This is a genomic window from Endozoicomonas sp. PH6C (assembly GCF_059322965.1).
In genome coordinates, this window is sequence record NZ_CP185342.1 from 5,387,660 (window position 1) to 5,408,870 (window position 21,211).

The following is a 21,211-nucleotide window of genomic DNA, read 5'->3' on the forward strand; positions in this document are numbered from 1 at the left end:
GTGGTCTGTCACCCGGGTTCACATTGGTTTAAGATTTATCTAGCGACTCAAGAAAATCTTTAGCTGCCAATGATTAACGGTTGGCGTGGAAAAATCCTTCATGCTTTTGAATACGATGACACGACTTTTTCCTTTATGGGCAGTTATCTTTTCAGCCTTGGCCTATATCTTTCCCGAAAGTTTTGACCACCTTGGTTACCTGATTACTCCGGGACTCAGCCTGATCATGTTGTTTATGGGACTGACCTTATCAGTGGCCGACTTCGCCCGAATCAAAAATCGTTTACCCGCGCTCTCTGCTGGAGTGATTCTGCAATTTGGCATCATGCCTTTTGCCGGGTTATTGATTGCACAACTTCTGAGTCTTCCCGTGGATTTGACAATAGGCATGATTCTGGCTGGCAGTGTTGCCGGAGGAACTGCATCTAACGTACTGTGTTATCTAGCCAGGGGAGATGTTGCACTGTCGATTTCAATGACAGCTGCATCAACCCTGATTGGCGCTTTCGCTACCCCCTTGTTAATCAGTCTGCTTGCCCACCAGTATATTGAAGTGGAACCACTGGCAATGATGTGGAGCCTGGCCAGGATAGTTGTTTTACCGGTGGCTCTGGGGGTTCTGATCAACCATTTCTGCCATGGTTTCGTGCAAAAACTGAGCCCTCTGTTTCCACTCTGTTCCATGGCTGGCATCCTTCTGCTCATTGCCGTCGTTGTCGCGTCTAATGCTCAGGAGCTGCCAGAAATTGGACTCATTACCATTCTGGCGGTGGCTTTGCACAACGGCACAGGACTGAGCCTGGGTTATCTGGCAGCATACCTGTCAGGCTTTGACCGGAAAACCTGCAAAACCGTCGCCATCGAAGTCGGGATGCAGAACTCCGGTCTGGCTGTTGTACTGGCTACCAAATTCTTTATGCCTGCCGCTGCTCTGCCGGCTACATTCTTTAGCATCTGGCATAACATCACAGGCTCTGTTCTCGCAGCCTGGTGGGCAAAGACAGATACCGTTATTCAAACCGGTGAGCAATAGATCTGATCTCTTCTATAATCGCCCTCAGCCCATTGCCCCGTGATGGGCTCAGATGGCTGTAGAGGTCCAGACTGGCAAACCAAACTTCTATATCAAAACGACTGATGTCTTTTGGTGTACAACCATTAAAGACGGAAATCACGATAGCGATGAGCCCCCTGATCACTCGGGCATCAGAATCCGCAGCGAAGAACAGCTTCATGGACTGCTCGTCATAAAAATGATGTAACCAGACGGCACTTTCACAGCCATGAAGTCGTGACTCTTCGGTTCTCATCGTTTCTGGCAGGGAAGGCAGTTTCTTGCCAAGCAGCATAATATGAAGGTACTTTTCCTGCCAGTTTCGGGCATTGGTGATTGTCTGGAAAATCTGATTTTTCGTAAACTCGGCAGCATGTTCACCTTCAAGCTGGTTGAAGAAGGCTGAATCGGCTTTAACCTCTTTGCTCAGGGGAGAAGCATCAAACTCGCCGTTCACAATACGGGTCAGCGCTAACAGGAAGGCATCCACATCAGCAAGTGTGTTATAGAGAGAAAAAGAAGCTCTGACGGTTCCTGACAATCCCAGATGCTCCATCAACGGCATGGTGCAATGATGGCCAGTCCTTACGGCAATACCCTGTTGATCCAGCAATAGACCAATATCCTGATTGTGAAACCCTTCGACTACAAAAGAGACGACAGACACTTTCTCTCTGGCTTCCCCCACCAAAGTGACTCCGGGAATTTTTCTCAAACCAGCTTCCGTTTTTCTTCTCAGCCTGTCTTCATGCTCAGCAATCTGTCCCATATCCAGTGACCTCAAAAAACGGATAGCTTCCCCGAGTCCGATCACGCCGGACACATTGGGAGTACCCGCTTCAAATTTGAAGGGTAAGTTGTTGAATGAAGTGCCGCTGAAACTGACCCGCCGAATCATTTCTCCCCCGGCCTGCCAGGGTGGCATGTCTTCCAGTAAAGCTTTACGACCGTATAGAACACCGATACCGGTTGGGCCAAATACTTTATGACCGGAAAAAACATAGAAGTCACAGTTAAGTTTCCGTACATCAATGCGAGAGTGAGCCACTGCCTGGGCGCCATCCACCAACACCAATGCGCCCCTGGCTTTGGCTTCAGGAATAAGCGTTTGAAGCGGGTTCACTGTTCCAATCGCCTTGGAGACATGGGTAATAACAAGAATCCTGGTTCTGTCCGTCAACTGTTCACGAAAACTGTTGCTATCAAGCTCTCCCTGCCCGGTGACACTGATGACTTTAATCACGGCTCCGGTTTGCTCGGCGACCAGCTGCCAGGGCACAATATTGGCATGATGCTCCATGGCCGAAAGCAGAATTTCATCGCCCGGCTGCAACTGACTTCTTCCCCAACTTTGAGCGACCAGATTGAGAGCTTCTGTCGCGCCCCGCGTCCAGATAATTTCGTCAGAACTGGCGGCATTCAGGAAATGCTTAACCTCCTCCCTTGCTTCCTCAAAGGCATGGGTTGAGCGAGCACTCAGGTAGTGTGACGCACGATGTACATTGGCATTGGCTTCCCGATAAAAACGATCTATGGCTTCAATGACCGGGAAAGGTTTCTGGGTAGTGGCAGCATTATCCAAATAAACCAACGGATGGCCATGGGCATGCTGTTCCAGAATGGGAAACTGCTTTTTCAGGTTCATATGAGCCTTCCCTGATTCGATTCGGGCATTGTATTGATGAATGCGGATTATTATCAATTGACCGTAGCGACAATATGTTAGCGACAATATTAATATTAAAGTCTGGATTTGTGACGATGCTCAGTCCGTAAATTATGAAGAAACGAGGTGCTATCCACCTTATGGTTGACCGTTTCCAACATTAACCATTTATCGAATGAGCGTAAAACCCCGTACTTTGAGAGGCTGTCGCAAAACTCTAACAACTCGTTCCCACGCTCTGCGTGGGAATGCATACCTCCCCTGAAAAGTGGACTCTGCAGCGCGAGATGGGTATGGGTTCCCACGCTGGAGCATGGGAACCAGAGTTTTGCGACACCCTCTTCACGGCGGGGAGGATGTCAAGCTCGCATAAACGTCAGGGTGTTCTAGAATACAGGCTGCAGCAATGCAACCGGAGATTTAATGATGTCGAGGCAAAATGCAAACCAAACCGTTACGATAGCATTTATCATGGTTTTGTTATCGCTCTGCTCCATGAATGCCTTCTCCGTTGGTAAGGCACAGATAGAATTCTTACAGGGAGCCGGCGACGATACCTTCACAGTGACTACGGGATTTCCAAGAGAATGCATTGACCATGTCTCACCGTGGACTGTGCACACGACCTCAGGAAACATACAAACCATGAATATTTATTACCTTCAGGGGGCAGGCTTCTGTGACGTAGATCCGTCGATCCTGCTTTTCGAGGTAAAAAGTAATCAACACTCTGACAAGCTTGCCCAATTTAAGTGGTTGAAAGATGCGGGTGAAGACCCGACTTTGGTCGAAATCTATGACCCTGATCATTTATTAACGGTTGATGCTGGCGATGTCTATCGTATCAAGGTCACGGCTAGCTATGGTGGCCGGCCTCAACAAGAACTCAGGTAAATCAGAACACTTCAGTGTGAAACAAACTACGAGCTGGCCAGAACATTATCAGGGTAACTAACTGTCAACTCAGATTTTTTTATCATACTGAGAGAGGGTCGACTGCATAATCCAAAGTTCAGCAGGTCAATAGGCACAACCTCTTATTCCAGAACGTTGGAACCAATTAGAAAATAGCGCATTACCTTAAGGATCTGCTGCACACACAATGCGCAACAATACCCAACGCGGACAAAAAACAAAGCTTGTTGGAGCTTCTTTACTCTTGACTGCCGGGCTTCAAAGCGCGTTTGCTGCGACGCCTGCAGGTGAAGAATTCGATTTTGCCGGAGTCCCCTTCCTGTTCAGTTCTGAAGACTGGGGCACCGCCTTGGGTGGTGCCGGACTTATCAAAGGCATTGGACAACCACAGGCCTCTCTGTTCGGAACCGCCATTGCCTCCAGCAATGGTTCCGCGATGGCCTATGCCGGTCTTTATAATCTCATCATTCCCGGTTTTGATCAGATGCTGGTGAGTGTCAATGGGCTTTATGGTGATTACACACAGTCCAGATATTATTTGCCCGGCAATCCTGACTTTTCCGGAGAGCAACCCGGCAGCAATGAGTCGAGTAAGGAAAACTTCATAACCCCTGGCACTATTGAACAAAGCTATTCAGCCCGTTTCAAATACATTTTTCCTATTGCAGAAGGTCGAAACGGTGCACTGTCCAGCCTGAAACAGGATGCACTGGGCAATGCCGCTGCGGGTAAAGTCTGGAACCCTCTGATATCCGGTATCAGCTCTTTCGACATTCAGCCTTTTTACGAAAGTGTGAAACTTGAAGACCACTCGACAGATTCTGCAGACGAAGCTGCCGGTATCAGGCTTACTCTGGATTATGACAATCGTAACGCCAGTCAATTGCCGACCCGGGGCAGTCAGACAACCTTCACCTACACCAGGGACTGGGGTAGCGAAAGCCGTGCCGACTGGACAACCTGGCAATTTGAGTTCAGCAAGTTCTTTAACCTGGGTAGCAATGACTATCTTGACCAGCAGGTCATCGCCTTGAACGCCTGGCTGGCTGATACGCCTACCTGGAACGACACTACCGATGTCAACGGCGTAGAGGAGTACAAGCGCCCCCCTTCTTTTGCCGGAGTCTCTCTGGGCGGCTGGGATAAGCTGAGAGGTTACAACACTGAGCGTTTTCATGGCCGATCAGCAGTGTCTTATAGTCTGGAGTACCGGGCAGTTCCTCTCTGGCAGCCACTTGAGAATCTAGCTGTCATCGGACCTCTGTACGATATTCCCTGGTGGCAATGGACCCTGTTTGTTGATGCTGGCCGCGTTGCTGACGACTTCGACCTGAGAGAACTTCACACCGATATGAAATACAGCGTGGGCGGTGGTATCCGCTTTAAGGTGGAAGGTGTCACTGTAAGAACTGAAATCGCCAGCAGCAAAGAAGACAACCGGCTTCGCATCTTTATTAACCAGCCTTTCTGAGGATTTACCAGTGAGGAAACCCTGCCTCACTGGCTCTGCTACCTTCCCGAGATTTTAATTTTTTCTGGCAGATGCTGACTGCGTGTGTTATACCTGACGACACGTTAAATAACTTGATATGTATTTGTCAGCCATGAAAACCAACCCCATAAGCAACATCATTCTGCTACCAGTCGTGGTGATTAACATCTCTGCGCGGGGGTCTGTTGGCTGACAGATCAGAGTTTCGAGGAACCCCCCGCACCGAAAGGTTCGGGGGGTTTTTTCGTATTTGGGGCCTGAAAACCCGGCAAGTATAAACAAGATAAAAACTCCAAACAGAGAGGATAGAACCATGCTAAACGTAAACAACAAACTGATTATTACTATTCTGAGTCTGGCCACTGTGGCAGTCATCAGCCTTCCTGAACTGCTGCTGATTATCCTCCCTGTTGCCGTTTTTTTCTCTGCGCAGCAATGGTTTGAGTTGAACACTGGCAAGCCTGTTCGCATCAAGTCTGAAGTTCATCCCGGGCGAGGTCAACCCCATGAACGGCGCTAATGTACTGGTAAGAAATCTTACCCAACGCGGAGTCCGGCATGTTTTCGGTTATCCCGGTGGCACAATTATGCCAGTGTATGACGCCCTTCTGGATTCCAATATTGAGCACCTTCTTTGCAGACATGAACAGGGAGCCGCTTTCGCTGCTATTGGCTATGCCAGAGCCAGTGGCAAAACCGGAGTCTGTATTGCTACTTCCGGTCCTGGCGCAACCAACCTGATCACCGCTTTATCTGACGCCATGCTGGACTCCATCCCCCTGGTAGCCATTACAGGCCAGGTGCCTGTTGCCATGATGGGAACGGATGCCTTCCAGGAAATCGATATTCTGGGTATGACACTGGGTTGCACCAAGCACAGCTTTCTGGTGACAGACCCGAATGATATCTGCGAAACCCTGAACAAAGCTTTCGATCTGGCTCAATCTGGCCGCCCGGGTCCTGTTCTGGTTGACCTGCCAAAAGATATTCAGCAAGCAGAAGCTCACTATGCACCACCGCTCAACGTGATAGAAGAGAGAGCTGCCGAAAGTTATGACAAAATTGATACAGCCCTCTCATTGCTCCGCAAGAGCAACAAGCCTCTTGCTTATATCGGTGGTGGAGCAGGCATGGCTGATGCGGTAAACGAACTCAGAACATTCCTGACAGAAACCTGTCTTCCCAGTGTTTGTACTTTGAAAGGTATCGGAGCGGTTTGTCCTGAGGATCAGGGCTACCTTGGTATGCTAGGTATGCATGGAACCCGGGCTGCCAATCTGGCAGTGCAGGAATGCGACTTGCTGATAGCCATCGGAGCCCGCTTTGATGACCGGGTCACAGGCAGGCTTGAGAGCTTTGCACCCGATGCGAAAGTCATCCATCTCGATATTGACCCGGCAGAATTTGGTAAGCGTCGCCTGGCTGATGTCAGCCTCGGTGGTTGCTTAAAGAAGAATCTCAAAAGCCTGACCATCGCCTTAGAAAAGGGTGACTGGTTACAACACTGTATAGCCAGCCGCGCTGCCAGCCAGTGGGTTTATGACAAACCCGGTAAGGATATCTTTGCGCCTCTGCTTCTGAAACAGTTATCTGAAGCCTCCCGCGAGAATTCTGTCATCAGTTGTGATGTGGGTCAGCACCAGATGTGGGTAGCCCAGCACATGAGCTTCTCTCATCCTAACAACCATCTCTCCAGTGCCGGGCTTGGCACCATGGGCTTTGGTCTGCCGGCAGCGATAGGCGCGGCCATTTCAAGACCGGAAGACGATGTGATACTGGTTTCCGGAGATGGCTCTTTCATGATGAATGTGCAGGAGCTGGCTTCGATCAAAAGAAAACAGCTCCCCGTCAAAATTGTCTTACTCGACAACCAGCGGCTGGGCATGGTGAAGCAATGGCAGGAACTCTTCTTTGACCAGCGCTACAGTGAAACTGACCTTTCGGACAATCCTGATTTTGTTACGCTGGCCAATGCATTTGGCATTGAAGGCAGAATGATTACCGAACGACATGAAGTGCTCCCGGCCCTGGAAGAAATGCTCCTGGCTCCGGGACCAAGAATGCTTCATGTCTGTATTGATGAGCGAGAAAACGTCTGGCCCCTGGTGCCACCCGGCGCCGCCAACCACGAAATGATGGAGGCAAGAGCATGAGCGATTCCAAAACCCACTACTCTCTGACCATCCAGTGTCATAAAAAACCAGAGGTGATGGAGAGACTCCTGCGGGTAATCAGACACCGGGGATTTGATCTCGAGAGCCTATCCATGAGCAGCTCCGAGTGTGGGAAAATGGTTTCTGCTGCACTTGATGTCTCCGGTGAGCGACCTGTTGAGATGCTCACCCGTCAGATAGAAAAGCTATATGATGTTCTTCAGGTGTGCCAGCCCCCGACAACGGAAGCAATCGCCCGGGAAAGTATCATTTGAGAACAGGGTCAGGAAAGGCGTGCACCTGGCCTTTTCCGACTTTCTTCTGACTCATTGGCAAACATATACAGCTCTTTGCTCCGGATATGTTCCAGCAATGCATCACTGATGAACTCCCTCATCCAACGATGCGCCCTGTTCATCTCCCAATACTCTGGCCAGACAATATCGAAGCTGACTTCCGGGATAATTTTTGGGCAATCACGGATCACATAGCCTGACAGATCGTCCAGGAACATGGACAGTGAAGCCGGAGCCATGAGCACACAGTCTGTTCCCTTGATTAACGCCAGACTGATCGAAAGACCGGGTGACCAGGTTTTCACCTGCACCTTGCTCAGGAAATGGTTGATCTCGCTCTGTTGATGCAGATTGATATTGTCCCGTTGTACCACAAAGGAAAAAGACTTCAGAGCCTCTTCTGAAAAAGACTCATGGGCCAAGGGATGGTTTTCACAGAGAATCAGGCACATCCGATCTTTCATCAGTGAAAAGCTGGATAATCCTTCTTCCCGAACGCCCATATAACCAATGGACAGATCCAACTTTCCGGCTGCAACATCAACAGCGGGATTGATGGCTTGCAATTCAAAGGTCAGCCCGGGTGCCACCGCCCATATTTTTTGCAGTACTTCTGGCAGAATTCGCTCCAGCACCGTGTGCCCCGAAGCAATCCGGAAATGTCGCTGGGTAGTCGCAATATAAAATTGCTGGTTTTCAAAAATACTGCTCGCTTCCGTGACCACTCTGTTCACATCTTCATGCAGTGACGTAGCTTTCTCGGACAAAAAAATCCGATTGCCTTTTCTCACCAGAATCGGATCATTCAATGCTTCCCGCAACTGGGCCAGAGTTCGACTCATGGCAGACTGGGTAACACACATCATCTGCGCTGCTTTGGAAACACTCTGGGTGTCCAGCAGGGCTTTCAGGCCGGGCAGCAGGTTCAGATTCAGTCTGGAAAGGTTCATAGATACAGCAGAAGGATTGATAGAAAATAAAAGTATGGCCAAACAGCCCTACATTACGAATAAAAAAAACCTTTCAGAAAACCTTTCATGAAAGCTATGGTGGCCAAATGTATCACCTTAAATCAACTGTTAGAAGATCTACTTGATGCCTTTAGGTAACACCCGAAATTCGCAAAAGTACAAATACTTATTTAACCTTTCATTTGATCCGCAATCAGGTACACTGGAATTGTGCACTCGTTTACAGGCATTACTGAAAGCGCAGTTAAGGAGGGTCCATGAACCATAACAAGTACAAAGAACTGCAGGATCTGGTAGACAACTACCTGGACTCGGGGTTATCAGCCAGAGAGTATGTTGAAGCCTGTGTGGATGCAGGCGATATCAGCGCTGCAGAAGCCCTGAAGTTGCTGTCTGTTCTCAGGGAAGCTCAATCTGTTACCTTCAAGTTGGCCGAAGTCGCGGACTATGAGAACCCCGGACTTCAAATGACGCTCATGCGCAAGGGAGAGGAGTATGAACATGATAATCCTCTCTTTAATATCACTTTTGATGAAAGCCTCGATCCTGACAGGGAGGAAGTGATCGATCTATTACAGAGCTTTGCCAAGGATCTGGCAGTGCTGGCAACCCGTGGGGAGCTGAACGAAGCCGAAGCAGTGGACTCTATTGATGAGAGCCCTGAAGAATGGCTTGATCACCCGAACATAATGCCAGCCAGTGAAACCCGTCATTAACCGGATACTTTATGTTCATCACTGAGGTAGATGAAACTAACAACTTCCTGGAGGCCTGAGCTCCAGATAGAATTTGCAAAAGCGCCCGTTCAAGGGCGCTTTTTACTTTGGGAGCCTTTCGGACTGAACTCAAAAGCGCGCCAGACCCAGATCAAAAAAAACTCTTCTGAAACAACTGATCAAGACGCTTTAACGCATCAAATGCGTGAAGACCAGAAAGTCTGATACCCAGAGTCTCACCACAGACCAGCTCAAGACCCAACAGTTTGACCAGACTTCTTCCATTGACATAGTCACCATTCTTACTGACATTGCGGACATAAACACGGGCATCATAGTGCGTCAGGGCAGCAATAAAGGCACTGCCGCACCGGGCATGTAGACCATTAATGTTGTGGATAAGATACTCTCTGGTCAGCTCATTGCTTTTCGTGGATGTACGACTGACCCAGCCTCTCTTACAGGTTTCCCTCTGGCTCTGGCTCAAGTAAGCCTTTTGCCATTCGCTGAGATTGCCCAGCCCCGGTAATGGTTTGCCCTCGAGTGCATCGACAATTATTTGAGGCTCACGGGTACGGGCCAGATAATGACAGAGAGGTCGATTGTCCAGAACACGGGTCAGACCACCCAGTATCCTGAGGTGTTCATGGCAGTGGGCAGCTATACCAAAGGCCAGAAAAACAGGTTGATTCACGCCCCATTCAACACCTTCAGGAAACTGAATGACAACTACGCCCGTTCTCTTAATGGCGTGGCGAAGTTCTGGCATGCCATGAGGTATAGCGATACCGTTATCCAGAAATGTGGAAGCAAGGCTCTCCCGGGCGTGGATACCCGGAAGGTATTCAGCTGAAACCAAACCGGTTTCCAGCATTTTTTTGCCAGCTAATTGCAAAGCCTCCTGCTTGCTATCGGCTTCCTGCTGTAAAAATATCTGCCTTTTTTCGAGTTTTAACATCAGTGAAAGAACCGCACTAAACCGTCCCAGCCAACATACTATAGCCGAAACGCAAAAGGGCATTTATAGCCAGTTATCCTTCCGGTCAGAGTTTTTATAGTCAACGCCTCTACCAAGGTAGACCGGGTCGGGACAGAATTCACTATCGAGGTACAAATCCTGACGTCAGGCTGAGTCAACTCTCAGCAATTGCAGGCCCGCCTGCCCTTCAACCTGATGGGTGTTAATTGCTAACTGGCCTCTGGCCATTGCGCGTTTTAACCAGAAATTGGCCAGCCAGGGACCCAGTAGAGGTACTCTGGCACCACGAACCTTAATGAAGGGTTGCCTGAACTGAACAATATCCTCTTTCAGGGGAGCCTGAACAGATAGAGCCAGGTCTGATCCCAACAGCCAGCTAAACAGCAAAGGCAACTTCCCAAGCACCTTGAGGGCAGGTACTTTCAGAGCAAAACTCACTTGCGGTGTATCCCCCTTGACCGCTAATTTCATCTGACTGACTTCTGGACAATGGCTTAGATCACCCAAATAAATCTCTGTCCTCGACAGTGCTGCTTTTTCAGGGTTTTCCTGAAGTGTGCTGAACGCTCGCTCCTTGCGTTCAGGTTCTGACTTTATATTGCTATGACTCACGGAACTTTCGGTAAGAGGAGCCTGTATTTCTTCGGGTATTTGAGGAGGCAACCCGGTGCTGATGTCAGCCTTTTCATTGATTACAGGAGTCACTTCAATCTCTTTGGGAAAGGATGACGGTATCTCATGGGTCGATAGTTCTTTCTGTTCGTCCGGAGCAGAAAGCGGTTCCGGTTCACCCAGCAAGCCCAGGCAAAGCAGGTTCATGATCTGATTGGACGACTGAGGATTCATACCCATTTTTTCCTGGAACAGCTGATCCAGTTCACTGACCCTGTGCGGCTTGCCCATCAGATCAGAGATAGCAAGGGCCACCCACTCCTTATCTGCAACCGAGCGCTCTCCGGCTTCGACACGAACATCTCCGGCAGCCAGACAGGCCACGCTGCCCAGGTCGACAGAAAGATAACTGGCGATACCAAGAGGATTATGGGTACCAATGGAGCTGTAATGTTCAGAGGTACAAGCCTGATACTGTTTCCATAACCGTTCCAGTTTCCGAAACTCAAGAGGAAAGTCCAGTTGCAGTAATTGGTGAACAATCTCTCCCATTGGCGGATTCACTTTCACAGAGACATCTTTCAAGCTGACGGGAAACGCTTCACGGATACCTGACACTTCGTTGACCAGCCCCAGGTTCAGGACGACATCGGGCACTTTGATTGCCAGCACACTATCCTCACCCAGACGGAATCCGGAAAACTTCAGAGAGGCGGAAGATAACTCGCCATGGGCTGTGTCTGTAAAGTCGATGCGCTGCTCACCAAAACCCATTGATGCAGAGGTAGAAGGGTCTGATGCCTGCTTTTTGGCAAGTCCTCTTAAGGTATGAAAGAGCTTCAGGGCATTTTGGTAAGAATGGATGGATTGGCCAGCATTGGCTTCGCGATACATCATAGCCGCAGTCCGCTGTTTCTGCTTCGACAACTCTTCTTGCCTCTGCTGAAGCAATTTCCGGGCGCGTTGCAGATCTTTCCGGCAAGAGGTCAACATGACCTGGCAAGCCTTTTTCTCCTTGCTTTCCTTCATCCCCGGAAGATCTTCTTCCAGCATCTTTACCGTCTTTTCTCTTGACTGATACAGACCGACCGTAGCATTGGCTTTTACAGCAAAGCCATCTTCCCGCTCTCTGGACTTTTTAAGACTGTCAGCACCCAGCTCTTTTTTCCAGGTCGTCACCATCGGAGCAAATAATCGGATGACCGCTTCTCCCATCGCTTGCATGAACAGGTCTGACTTCACCCCTCTCTCTTCCGTTTCCAAGCCATCAACCGAGCATTGAATAACATCACCCAGATGCCTTTTTGCATCCGATCCTGATGTCTCTGCATAGAGAGCTCCAAAGGCCTCAGAGCATTTTTTGTAGGCGCTGAAAGTCTCTGTCTTTCTACAGGTCAATAAGTGGTTCAGTGGCTCGGCAAGGGGTTCGCCAATACAAACACGACAGCTCCCCTTTATTTTGATGGGGCCAACCGCTTTATCTTCTTCCAGGGAAAAGCAATCGGCAGAGATTTCGGGTACTTCCAGCTCCAACTGCCCCTTCTCAAAACAGAAACGACTGGTATTAAGGACCAGATTTTTAACCTGAATGTCATAACGGTCAGGATCGGTCACTTTCACATCACCCAGACGCATCTCAAACACCTTTCCCCGATGCTTGTCCTTCTTGTTTCTTTTGAAAACATCTTTCATTAGTGCAAGGGCTTGGATACCGGTTGAAATATTCTCTTCCAGCACCTTCATACTCTGCTCAAGTTTTCTTTTACTGACTGGAAGCGACTGCCCATAAGAACGCACCTGTTCAGCGGATCTTGTTAAATAAGCCTTTTTGAGAACCAGCTGTGCCTTTATGCTCAGTTGCTTTTTAACCAGAATAATGTAGTGATTCATCTGCTCAGGCGTCAGGACCTCGATACTTTTGCGTAGCCTTTGCAGTGACTCCTCAGCAAGCTTCAGACTGTGCTCCAAGTCTTCGATATCCCGCTTGAATGACTCCTGATTCTCAAGCTCATCATTGATTAAATTGCGAAACTCTTTCTGAGTGGCACCGGTAACCGATGAAATGGCAGAGCTGAAAAAAGAGATAAAACTGGACGACAGTGAACTGAGCGCACGGGTCAACAGGCCGGGTTTAACCTGGACTGTCTCTATTCCTCTTTCAGCCAGTGATCGGAAAGGTTGATATTCTGAACGAGACAGGATCTGTTTGCGGGTTGTGTCTTCCTTGCGAACCCCCTGAACCTCATTATCCAAGTCCGAAGACGGAGGCTGATACAGGGGCTTTCTGCCGGTTACTTTATTGCCTAATTTCATTACCTTTTATTAACCATTTCCCTGGTAGGCGAGTGTCTGAAACACTGGTTTAATACGCCTGTAACGTTAGTGTAACAATTTAAAAAGCCTGACATGCACAGACTCAGCTCAACGACCGATTGCGGCGGGTCTGCATGTTTTCGCTAACGTGTTAGCGTGGTTGCGCATCGCCAAAAGTGATGCAGCAAGATGTAAAAATAACAAGAAACAATAATAATAATATGCAATTTCACAAACTTAAGTTGGCTATTGGAGTTGCGCTAGGAGCCGCTAACTTCCTGGACTTAATTTTCTATGCCAACCCTGGCGATGGCGATGAATACTTGCCGCGTCCGGCGAGCACCAGCTCAAGCGTGACGGCTTTTAACCAGAGCTTAAAGCAGCAGTTAGCAACCAGCATGGCGCAGATCACCACATCTGAGCCTGACGCCCGCTGTTAGAGGCACCGCCAGGATCGGCCCCTTTTGGCTGGGACGATGGCAAAGCCTTTATGATCCAGGATGTGAATATGGGCAACACAGATCCCATTGATCACTGGCTGGCGATGAACCGCGCCAACAATTTAAAAGAGTTCCAACAAACCTTTGTCGATTATGATGGCTTGATTTTTAACAACACCATGTATGCCGACAAAGAGGGCAACGCTTTTTACATTGATGACTCTGCAGTCCCCGGGCTTTGTGAGGCGGCAGTGGCGACACTGCGCACCTCACCAGAGTTAAATGCCCTGCGTGAACAGGCGGGCTTTACCGTACTGCCAGGTGATAACTCATTCTTTGCCTTTGATGGTTCAACGCCCTATGAGCGCTCACCCAAGTTGCTGCGCAGTGATTTTGTGCAAAACTCTAATGACTCACATTGGTCAACTAACCTTGCCCAGCCACTGGAAAATTTCTCACCTATGTAAGGGGAAGAGCGTGGTCAACTTCGGTTACGTGTCGTCAGTGGTGACACCTTACCTTCCGGGTTAACCACCGAGGGATATCCTATTCGTTTTGGCTCAAGCTGGATGTATGTGGTGAGCTTTACGGATTCCGGCCCGAAGGCTAAAGGCATATTAACCTACTCGCAAACGAACAATATGTTGCGCCCTGAGTATACAGATCAAACTCAGCTTTACTCATCAGGTCAGGGGCTCAGACCTCTGCTTTATAGCGAAGATGAGATTGCCTTGGGTTTGGTATCGACATTGGAGTTAAACACCCAAAAGCAGTGAGGCTTAATTGCACTTGCCAAAAACGCTCAAGGCTGGCTTGAGCGTTTTTTATTGACCTAATGTCCGTTCAGTTATACGACCAACACATCTCAGTTGTCTGGTGCGACACTCTGAGAAATGCCTTCACTTGATTTTCACTCACCCATTCTACAAACCAGTTAGTCAGGTTTGCCATATATCCCTGTGCTTTCTGCTCTGCCCCGCGTTCCGGACTCCCGGCATCACCCAGGCCTAACCCGAGACTTTTGAACAAGATTCAAACGCTTCTGTCGCTCAACATGGTCCAGCTCCAGCTGATAATGCTGCTTCCTGAGCCTGCGATTAACCAGAAAAGTCGCCAACCAAACAGCCGGGTTTAAGGAAGTTCGCTTCTTCAATTGAACAAAAGGTGACTGCAGTTGCAATTCTGAACTTTTTCGGTCAATCGGCAGAGTTACCTCTACAGCCACCTCTTTTTTGCCGAGGAAAAAGCCCATCCACCAGGACAGCTTTTTCATCAAACTCCAAGGAGCAATACGCATTTCAAAATCAGCGACTCTTTTTCCTTTTTCTGTCCGGAACCTTGGATTAATCACTCCGATGCACTCGTCCAGGTCTTTGAACTTTAAACCTTCTGGTGGTTTTTCTGTGGCAGGTTTAACTGAGGCCCGGGACAGGTGCCGATTGGTCGCTGCGTTTGCCACTTCGGATGGTTTGACTTCTTCGGGTAACGATGATGAGGATGGAGTAACTGCCCGGTTTTTTCGAGCATTCACCAGGATTGACTGAAGCCTTTCCGGCTCAGCGACGGAAGCATCCACCGTTACCTTCCAGGGAGACTCAGGATTTACCGCCGCTGTGCCTGATGGAGTGGTTAAAACAGATTCAGACTCTGAGATCTCAGCATTTGGGGTTGTATTCTCTGGTGGCTCAGTCTCTGGAACAGGGGTGGTCACTTCCGAACTCTGAGTGACCTCTTGCTCCGGCAGTGGGGAAGTCCGTGGGATTGGTGGCTCTTGTCCAGAAAATGGCAAGACCAGATGTTCCAGTTTTTCAGGTGCAAAAACAGCACTGTCAGCAAAAACACCTTCCTCACAAAGCTTCCAGACTTTCTGCTGAGACTCTTTGGTTAAACCTGCCGATGCCAGTGCTGACGCCATAGCCTCGGCATCAACATTCGCCGAGAGAAGTTCTCCGGTTTTCTCGACAAACGTCTGCCTGTGCTGCTGATACGGGCTAGCTTCCTCTCCTGAGAAAGCCACCTCTCCCTCGCGGGTCAGGCAGGCAACCTTCCCCAGATCAATCTCTAAATAATCGGAGGTTTTAGTCCCACCCGAGCGCTTCTTTTTCTCCGCCTCCCTATAAATGGGCAGAACGACTTTTTTCAGCGTTTTGGAGTCCACTGGAAACTTCAGCTGCAACAGTTCCTTCACCAGAGGTCCAAAGGGTGGCTGAATTTTGATCGATGCACCTCTAACGATGACCGGTACCGACTTTTTCTCTCCCGTCACTTCATTCTGAAGAGTGATATGGCTGGCCATTTCGGGAATAGTCAGCTCCGCGACACCGGATGGACTGAAAGAAAAATCAGACACGTTGACCTTAAGCTGGCTCAATTCAACAGAACTGGTATCCGATACGGGAATCTTCATTCCCGGAATAGCAATATGCTTTTGTCTGCCTGTCGGGCTGCCATTAGCCACAGCTGCCAGCCCGTAGACCAGATCGATCATCCCCCGGTTCATATCAAATGACGAGTCAATATTCTTTGATCGTTGTTGCTGAACGCTTCTTAACTGTTTGCTGTGGGTTAACTCACGGATTTTGACTTCTCTCAGTTCCTCTACCGCTTTCAGAGCTTTGGTCGCTTGAAGACTCAATTGTTGACATTGGTCTTTTGCTTCACCCCCAGGCAGGCTTTCTATATCTTCCAGCAGTTGATGAAGATCGTCTTTGCGCTCTTTTTCTTCTTTGTCCAAACTTTCGCAAACCACTTCCAACCCTTTATGCTTCCATTGCTTCTCAAGATCCAGTGCAACAAGAGGAAGCTCGGAGCTTCCTGACATGAACGGGATCATCAAATCAAGCAGCGAGTGAGCAAACGAAGCGTCTTGCAGCGCAAGGGTTTGTCCATCTTTTTTTTCTAACTGAAGGCTTTTAATCGACACTTCAGCCATATCAGCCACATTGGCAGGCTTCAGCTCTTTGCTCATGGCATTAATATATATGGGAGCTTTCGCGATGTTCTCGGTCAACACCTTGCGCAAGTGTTCACTGATCGGTGGCTTCAGTTTGAGACTGATTCCTCCGGACAAAGTCATTGGCTCAACCTCGCCACTGGCCCCCATTGACGATAAGTCTGCCCTGATATCGGCAATATCCAATATCAGCTCTTGCGTGGGAGACATATAACACTGCTCAATAAAGACACCGATGTTTTGTACCTTCAGCTCAGCACCGGAGGACAGTGTGGTCGACAGGTTCCCCAGGTTGAGGTGATAAACCTTGCCAGCAGGCAATCCTTTTTTGGACTTCCCAAAGACCTCTTGAAGCCCATGTATCAGTTTAAGTCCGGGACCCATTTGCTTTTCGATCAACTTCAGGAAGTCCTGTGTCTCTTTCCTGATCGCCGTACCCCAAACTTTCAGGAGAGGCTTCGTCTCCTCTATCTCATTTAAGTTTCGCTCTAGCCTGCTCAGCTGAGCTCTTAATTCAAAAAGCCTTTCTTGGAGTTTTGAAAATTTATCCTGCTTTTTAGTTTCCAGACGGGGAAGCTTTTTTCTCAATCCCTTCAGTTCAGTCTGAATGGATTTCATCTCATACTGTAATTTCTTCAGATTCTTTTTGTTCTCGTTGGCAAACTGTTCATTTCTCTTTAAATTATCATCGGCCCTGTTGCCAGTCTTACCGACTCCGGCTCGGATAAACTTCATCGCTAACTTGGAAAATCCTGTCAGGAGGGTGGCCCAGAAGCCTCCCTCCACATTCTCAATGACAACATCCCGTTTGTGGATAGGCACATATTGGAGGTGCAGACCTGCTTCCCCCTGCAATAGCGAGTCGGTGGTTTCGTCAACAGAGACATCCCGAGGCCCCATTTTAGCCTTGGTTGGTTGAGTAGAAGGTAGCGATTGATTTTGAACTGTTTGCTGCCTGCCCCCGAGGCCATTAACAGGTAGATTGGAGCCACCAGTTGTCATATCATCATCCATGATCAGAGAGTTTTTTTTATATCGCCACATTGCCACTGAGCTTGAAACAGACAATCTCGCCCCACCTTTGATGACCATGACCCACCAACAAAGTCTCTGGAGCACAAACAGTTAAGAACAGGTAATTGCGGCAGGTTCTGGGAGTTTGTCAGTGGCGTCAAAGTACCAGAGTATATCCCTGCCCACTCGGCGGGTCGTGTTAATCAAGGTGAGTTCGACGCAAAAAAAAAGACAAGGCAGACCCCTGTGATTTAACTGTCTTTCGGTTGCACTTCTCAGATAGCTAACCAGAGGCTTGCTGCATTCTTTGCATCGAATTCAGTTCTGAGTAGTCAAGAAATACTGCCTGACACCATGGGTGAGCGCAGGCAATCAATCATTTCACTTCAGCTCAGTGACTTGCCTCGTTCCATTCTCACTGCTGGTCACCAGGCGAAAGCCATCGTCGATGAAGTCTACGAAATTGACCGGCCCATCATGTTGAACGGTGGTTTTTTCTACCCATGATCCGTCGACCATCTTGTCACAGACTTTTGCCGTGTGATCGTCACTGGCAGTCACCACATGCATTTCATCAGCGCTGAAGGTTGCTAATGTGATCGGCCCGTCATGGGAAATGGCAGTTTTGGTTACCCATGCTCCGTCGGCCCCCAGGTCATGAATTCCCGCCATGTGATCGTCGCTGACAGTGACCACATGGAGCTTATCGCCGCTTAAGGTGGCTGAGTTGATATGACCTTTAGAGGCAATGCTAGCCTCTTTTGCAAAGTAACCGCTCATTTGAGGACGTCTTCAAAAATCACAACCTGACTGCCAGCCTTTCCCCTGCAAACAACGCAGGAGATACCTAACGTGAAGCAACTGACAAAACCCTTTACCCGTCTCAACCCTGAGCAGTGGCAACAGATCATTGATCAGCAAATAGCCAGTGGCTTGAGCCAGAAAGCTTTTTGCCAAACTCAAAACATAAGCCTGGCAACATTCACAAACTGGAAACGCAAACTCAGGAATTACAACAACACTGACTCCTTTGATATCGCTCAGGCTTCTGCCCCGGAATGGGTTGAAGTCCCAAACGGGCTGACTGAGCCTCCAGCCAGCTTAAACTGGCAGTTGGAACTTGAGCTGCCCGGTGGTGTTATTCTTCGTATGCGTCGCTGATCATGTTTTTTCCAGAATCTCAGGTTCGGATCTGGCTCTACAACCGGCCCACCGACATGCGTAAATCCTACGACGGCCTGTCTGCCCTGGTGAGAAACAAACTTGAAGAAGACCCACTCAGCGGCCAGCTGTTTGTCTTCATCAACCGCAAACAAACCCAGTGCAAGGTGCTGTATTTTGATCGCAGTGGATACTGTATCTGGAGCAAACGACTGGAACAGGGTCAGTTTCATACTCATGCAGGCAAATCCATCAAGCAAACAATGGCGTGGACAGATCTGAAGCTCATCCTTGAAGGCATTGATACCCGCTGCGTTCAGCAATATAAACGCTACAAACATCAACCGTCCCGTTACACAAAAGGAGAGTCAAAGGTCTATCTTTAACCGCCATGAAATTACCTGTTTCGACCCCCGGCACCACTGACCAGGACCTGCTCCAGCAGATCCTGGTCTTGCTGTCGGAGCGTGATCAGGAAATAGCTTCTCTTAAACATCAGCTGGCCTGGTTTAAACAACAGCTATTTGGTGAAAAATCCGAAAAGCGCCTGATTGAGAATCCGGACCAGCTGGCGCTGGGAGAAATCCTTCAGGACAAGCCTGAAGAGCAGGAAACTCCCACAGAAACCATCACTTACGAACGGCGGAAAAAGAATCGCCCTGAAGACTGTGTGACCGATCAGGGACTGCGCTTTACTGAAGATGTACCGATTGAACTCATCCCGATGCCTGCTGCAGAAATGAAGGGTGAAGACGCAGACCAGTACGAAATCATTGACTACAAGTACACCTATCGGCTGGCGCAGCGCCCTGCCAGCTATGTCATCCTGAAATATCAGCGCGAAGTCGTTCGCCATAAGCCCAGCCAGACGCTAACAACGGTAGCCGCACCATCAGGATTATTTGATCGCAGCTTTGCCGATGTCAGCTTTATCGCAGGTCTGCTGGTAGAGAAGTACCGCTTTCACGCACCGCTTTACCGCCAGCATCAGAAACTTGAGTCCAGTGGTATTACCATCAGCCGTGGAACCCTGACACATCTTGAGCAGCGTGCCGGGCAGTTACTCAAACCCATCGCTGACGAAGTGCTCAACAGCTGTCTGGAAAGTCATGTCCTCACTCTGGATGAAACGCCCGGAAAAGCGGGCCGTAAAAGCAAGGGCAAGATGCAAAGAGGCTACTTCTGGTGTTTTTACGGAGACCAGAATGAGATAGCTTTTACCTTCTCCACCACTCGTTCTGGCAGGGTCGTAGAGCCTTATCTGAAAGAGTATAAGGGGGTCTTGCTGACCGATGGTTATTCGGAATACGACCGCCTGTGCATGAAATATCCCAAAATCATCCATGCCCAGTGCTGGACACATAGCAGGAGGTACTTCGTCAAGTCACAAGAGGTCGAGCCAGAAGCCGCAAAAGAGGCGCTGGACTGCATAGGTGCGATCTATCAAGTCGAAGACGAAATCCGCAAAGCTGGGCTGCAAGGCGAAGCAAAGCAGGAATACCGCCAACAGAATGCCAAGCCACTGGTTGATCAGTTCTTTAACTGGCATAAAGAACAACTTCGTCGCCTGAATCTGGTGAAAAGCAACCCATTGAGCAAGGCTCTTGGCTACGTGAACAAACGGGAAAAAGAGCTACGGCTTTATCTGGATAATCCGGATGTCGCCATTGATACGAATCACCTGGAGCGAAGTCTCAGGTGTATCCCGATGGGGAGAAAGAACTGGCTTTTTTGCTGGACAGAAGAAGGGGCAGTCAATGTAGCCGTGTTCCAGACGTTAATCGTCAGTTGTCTTCTTGCAGGCATTGATCCATACAAGTACTTCGTCGATGTGCTTCAGCGCATCAGTTACCATCCGGCTCGAGATATCCGGGAGCTAATCCCGCGAATCTGGAAAGAGAAATTCGGGGCCAATTCGTTAAAATCCGATCTCGATAAGTAGGGGGAGTCTATACCCTGCTTGAACGCTTACTTTGCAAATGACCCATCGGCCTTCCGATTGTAGATATTCGCTATGCCATCGGTATTGATGGTCACCACACGGCGGTCACTGGCTCTGTCACCTTGAAGCTGGGAGCCTGCCTGTTGTAAACCTTGATGACTTAAAAGTTCACCCTGGTCAGCTTTAGTAATAACCCATCCGAAACCAGCACCTGTTTGTTTGCTCTGTGGCTGAACAGGTTTTGTCAAGTCTGAGGTTGAAACCCCAACAGCGGCGGGTGTATTTACGTTATTCATATAAAGTTCCTTTCATTAAGTTAGTTTTATCCTTGATTGCAAGGATATTGATTTGAAGATCATCCAACATTGATGTCCTTCGGTAACTCAGAGTTGCCTTCAGGATAAAAGTTCATAACATTGATGTAAGCGCAACTAACAAGAAGACAGGACGCTGATGATCTGCTTAAAAAACGTGAGTTCGACGCAAAAAAAAGACAAGGAAACCCCTTTGATTAAACTATCTTTTATAAGTACT

The 21,211-nt window shown here is 48.9% G+C and carries 20 protein-coding genes; 13 read left to right on the top strand and 7 right to left on the bottom strand.

Annotated features, from left to right (window positions below; translation table 11 throughout):
* The first annotated feature begins 100 nt into the window (after window positions 1-100).
* Window positions 101-1,033, top strand: a complete 933-nt coding sequence (locus ACOMG9_RS19790) for a bile acid:sodium symporter family protein (protein WP_448218160.1) — start codon at window positions 101-103, stop codon at window positions 1,031-1,033.
* Here the strand turns inward: ACOMG9_RS19790 and ACOMG9_RS19795 are convergent.
* Complete coding sequence (locus ACOMG9_RS19795) at window positions 1,011-2,699, bottom strand: SufS family cysteine desulfurase (protein WP_494529276.1); 1,689 nt, start codon at window positions 2,697-2,699, stop codon at window positions 1,011-1,013. The two genes, ACOMG9_RS19790 and ACOMG9_RS19795, sit on opposite strands and share 23 nt — an antisense overlap.
* Before the next feature lie 666 nt (window positions 2,700-3,365).
* On the opposite strand from ACOMG9_RS19795, the gene ACOMG9_RS19800 reads away from it, so the two are divergent.
* From ACOMG9_RS19800 to ilvM, 5 genes are all read left to right on the top strand, one after another.
* On the top strand, window positions 3,366-3,614 hold the full coding sequence (locus ACOMG9_RS19800; RefSeq protein ID WP_448218162.1) for a hypothetical protein: 249 nt from the start codon (window positions 3,366-3,368) through the stop codon (window positions 3,612-3,614).
* Between the two features lie 208 nt (window positions 3,615-3,822).
* Window positions 3,823-5,106 carry a BamA/TamA family outer membrane protein gene (locus ACOMG9_RS19805; RefSeq protein ID WP_448218163.1) on the top strand — a complete coding sequence of 428 codons (1,284 nt, stop codon included), beginning with the start codon at window positions 3,823-3,825 and terminating at the stop codon, window positions 5,104-5,106.
* Window positions 5,107-5,440: 334 nt separating this feature from the next.
* The gene (locus tag ACOMG9_RS19810; protein WP_448218164.1) at window positions 5,441-5,647 is read left to right on the top strand and encodes a hypothetical protein; all 207 of its coding nucleotides are present in this window, start codon (window positions 5,441-5,443) and stop codon (window positions 5,645-5,647) included.
* Window positions 5,634-7,280, top strand: coding sequence for an acetolactate synthase 2 catalytic subunit (gene ilvG / locus ACOMG9_RS19815; RefSeq protein WP_448218165.1), 1,647 nt, complete (start codon window positions 5,634-5,636; stop codon window positions 7,278-7,280). Before ACOMG9_RS19810 ends, ilvG begins: the two co-directional genes overlap by 14 nt.
* On the top strand, window positions 7,277-7,555 hold the full coding sequence (gene ilvM / locus ACOMG9_RS19820) for an acetolactate synthase 2 small subunit (protein WP_422135179.1): 279 nt from the start codon (window positions 7,277-7,279) through the stop codon (window positions 7,553-7,555). The genes ilvG and ilvM overlap by 4 nt, the downstream gene beginning before the upstream one ends.
* Before the next feature lie 8 nt (window positions 7,556-7,563).
* On the opposite strand, the gene ACOMG9_RS19825 is transcribed toward ilvM, so the two are convergent.
* Complete coding sequence (locus tag ACOMG9_RS19825; RefSeq protein ID WP_422135180.1) at window positions 7,564-8,526, bottom strand: LysR family transcriptional regulator; 963 nt, start codon at window positions 8,524-8,526, stop codon at window positions 7,564-7,566.
* A gap of 278 nt (window positions 8,527-8,804) precedes the next feature.
* Here ACOMG9_RS19825 and ACOMG9_RS19830 point away from each other — a divergent pair, with 278 nt between their 5' ends.
* Entirely contained in the window at window positions 8,805-9,263 is a 459-nt protein-coding gene (locus tag ACOMG9_RS19830; RefSeq protein WP_317145220.1) for a hypothetical protein, read from the top strand.
* A gap of 151 nt (window positions 9,264-9,414) precedes the next feature.
* Here ACOMG9_RS19830 and ACOMG9_RS19835 read toward each other — a convergent pair whose 3' ends face one another.
* The gene (locus ACOMG9_RS19835) at window positions 9,415-10,221 is read right to left on the bottom strand and encodes a PTS sugar transporter subunit IIA (RefSeq protein ID WP_448218166.1); all 807 of its coding nucleotides are present in this window, start codon (window positions 10,219-10,221) and stop codon (window positions 9,415-9,417) included.
* Between the two features lie 165 nt (window positions 10,222-10,386).
* The gene (locus ACOMG9_RS19840; RefSeq protein ID WP_494529277.1) at window positions 10,387-13,167 is read right to left on the bottom strand and encodes a hypothetical protein; all 2,781 of its coding nucleotides are present in this window, start codon (window positions 13,165-13,167) and stop codon (window positions 10,387-10,389) included.
* A gap of 176 nt (window positions 13,168-13,343) precedes the next feature.
* On the opposite strand from ACOMG9_RS19840, the gene ACOMG9_RS19845 reads away from it, so the two are divergent.
* The 3 genes from ACOMG9_RS19845 (at window position 13,344) to ACOMG9_RS19855 (ending at window position 14,383) form a co-directional block, all read left to right on the top strand.
* Complete coding sequence (locus ACOMG9_RS19845) at window positions 13,344-13,607, top strand: hypothetical protein (RefSeq protein ID WP_448218168.1); 264 nt, start codon at window positions 13,344-13,346, stop codon at window positions 13,605-13,607.
* Window positions 13,608-13,675: 68 nt separating this feature from the next.
* Window positions 13,676-14,074 carry a penicillin acylase family protein gene (locus tag ACOMG9_RS19850; protein WP_448218169.1) on the top strand — a complete coding sequence of 133 codons (399 nt, stop codon included), beginning with the start codon at window positions 13,676-13,678 and terminating at the stop codon, window positions 14,072-14,074.
* A gap of 81 nt (window positions 14,075-14,155) precedes the next feature.
* Window positions 14,156-14,383 (top strand): penicillin acylase family protein, encoded by a 228-nt coding sequence (locus ACOMG9_RS19855; RefSeq protein WP_448218662.1) that lies wholly within the window; start codon window positions 14,156-14,158, stop codon window positions 14,381-14,383.
* A gap of 221 nt (window positions 14,384-14,604) precedes the next feature.
* On the opposite strand, the gene ACOMG9_RS19860 is transcribed toward ACOMG9_RS19855, so the two are convergent.
* Together ACOMG9_RS19860 and ACOMG9_RS19865 are read right to left on the bottom strand one after the other, a co-directional pair.
* Window positions 14,605-17,628 (bottom strand): hypothetical protein, encoded by a 3,024-nt coding sequence (locus ACOMG9_RS19860; protein ID WP_494529278.1) that lies wholly within the window; start codon window positions 17,626-17,628, stop codon window positions 14,605-14,607.
* A 327-nt stretch (window positions 17,629-17,955) separates the two neighbouring features.
* Window positions 17,956-18,354, bottom strand: a complete 399-nt coding sequence (locus tag ACOMG9_RS19865) for a WD40 repeat domain-containing protein (protein ID WP_494529279.1) — start codon at window positions 18,352-18,354, stop codon at window positions 17,956-17,958.
* A gap of 72 nt (window positions 18,355-18,426) precedes the next feature.
* On the opposite strand from ACOMG9_RS19865, the gene tnpA reads away from it, so the two are divergent.
* From tnpA to tnpC, 3 genes are read left to right on the top strand one after another with little or no spacing between them, the layout of a single operon-like run.
* Entirely contained in the window at window positions 18,427-18,735 is a 309-nt protein-coding gene (gene tnpA / locus ACOMG9_RS19870) for an IS66 family insertion sequence element accessory protein TnpA (RefSeq protein ID WP_448215511.1), read from the top strand.
* A 2-nt stretch (window positions 18,736-18,737) separates the two neighbouring features.
* A complete protein-coding gene (gene tnpB, locus ACOMG9_RS19875; protein ID WP_422452200.1) occupies window positions 18,738-19,121 on the top strand; it encodes an IS66 family insertion sequence element accessory protein TnpB in 384 nt (127 codons plus the stop codon).
* 5 nt (window positions 19,122-19,126) lie between these two features.
* Window positions 19,127-20,677 (top strand): IS66 family transposase, encoded by a 1,551-nt coding sequence (gene tnpC / locus ACOMG9_RS19880; protein WP_448215512.1) that lies wholly within the window; start codon window positions 19,127-19,129, stop codon window positions 20,675-20,677.
* A 26-nt stretch (window positions 20,678-20,703) separates the two neighbouring features.
* Here tnpC and ACOMG9_RS19885 read toward each other — a convergent pair whose 3' ends face one another.
* Window positions 20,704-20,973, bottom strand: a complete 270-nt coding sequence (locus ACOMG9_RS19885; RefSeq protein WP_494529280.1) for a hypothetical protein — start codon at window positions 20,971-20,973, stop codon at window positions 20,704-20,706.
* Between the last annotated feature and the right edge of the window lie 238 nt (window positions 20,974-21,211).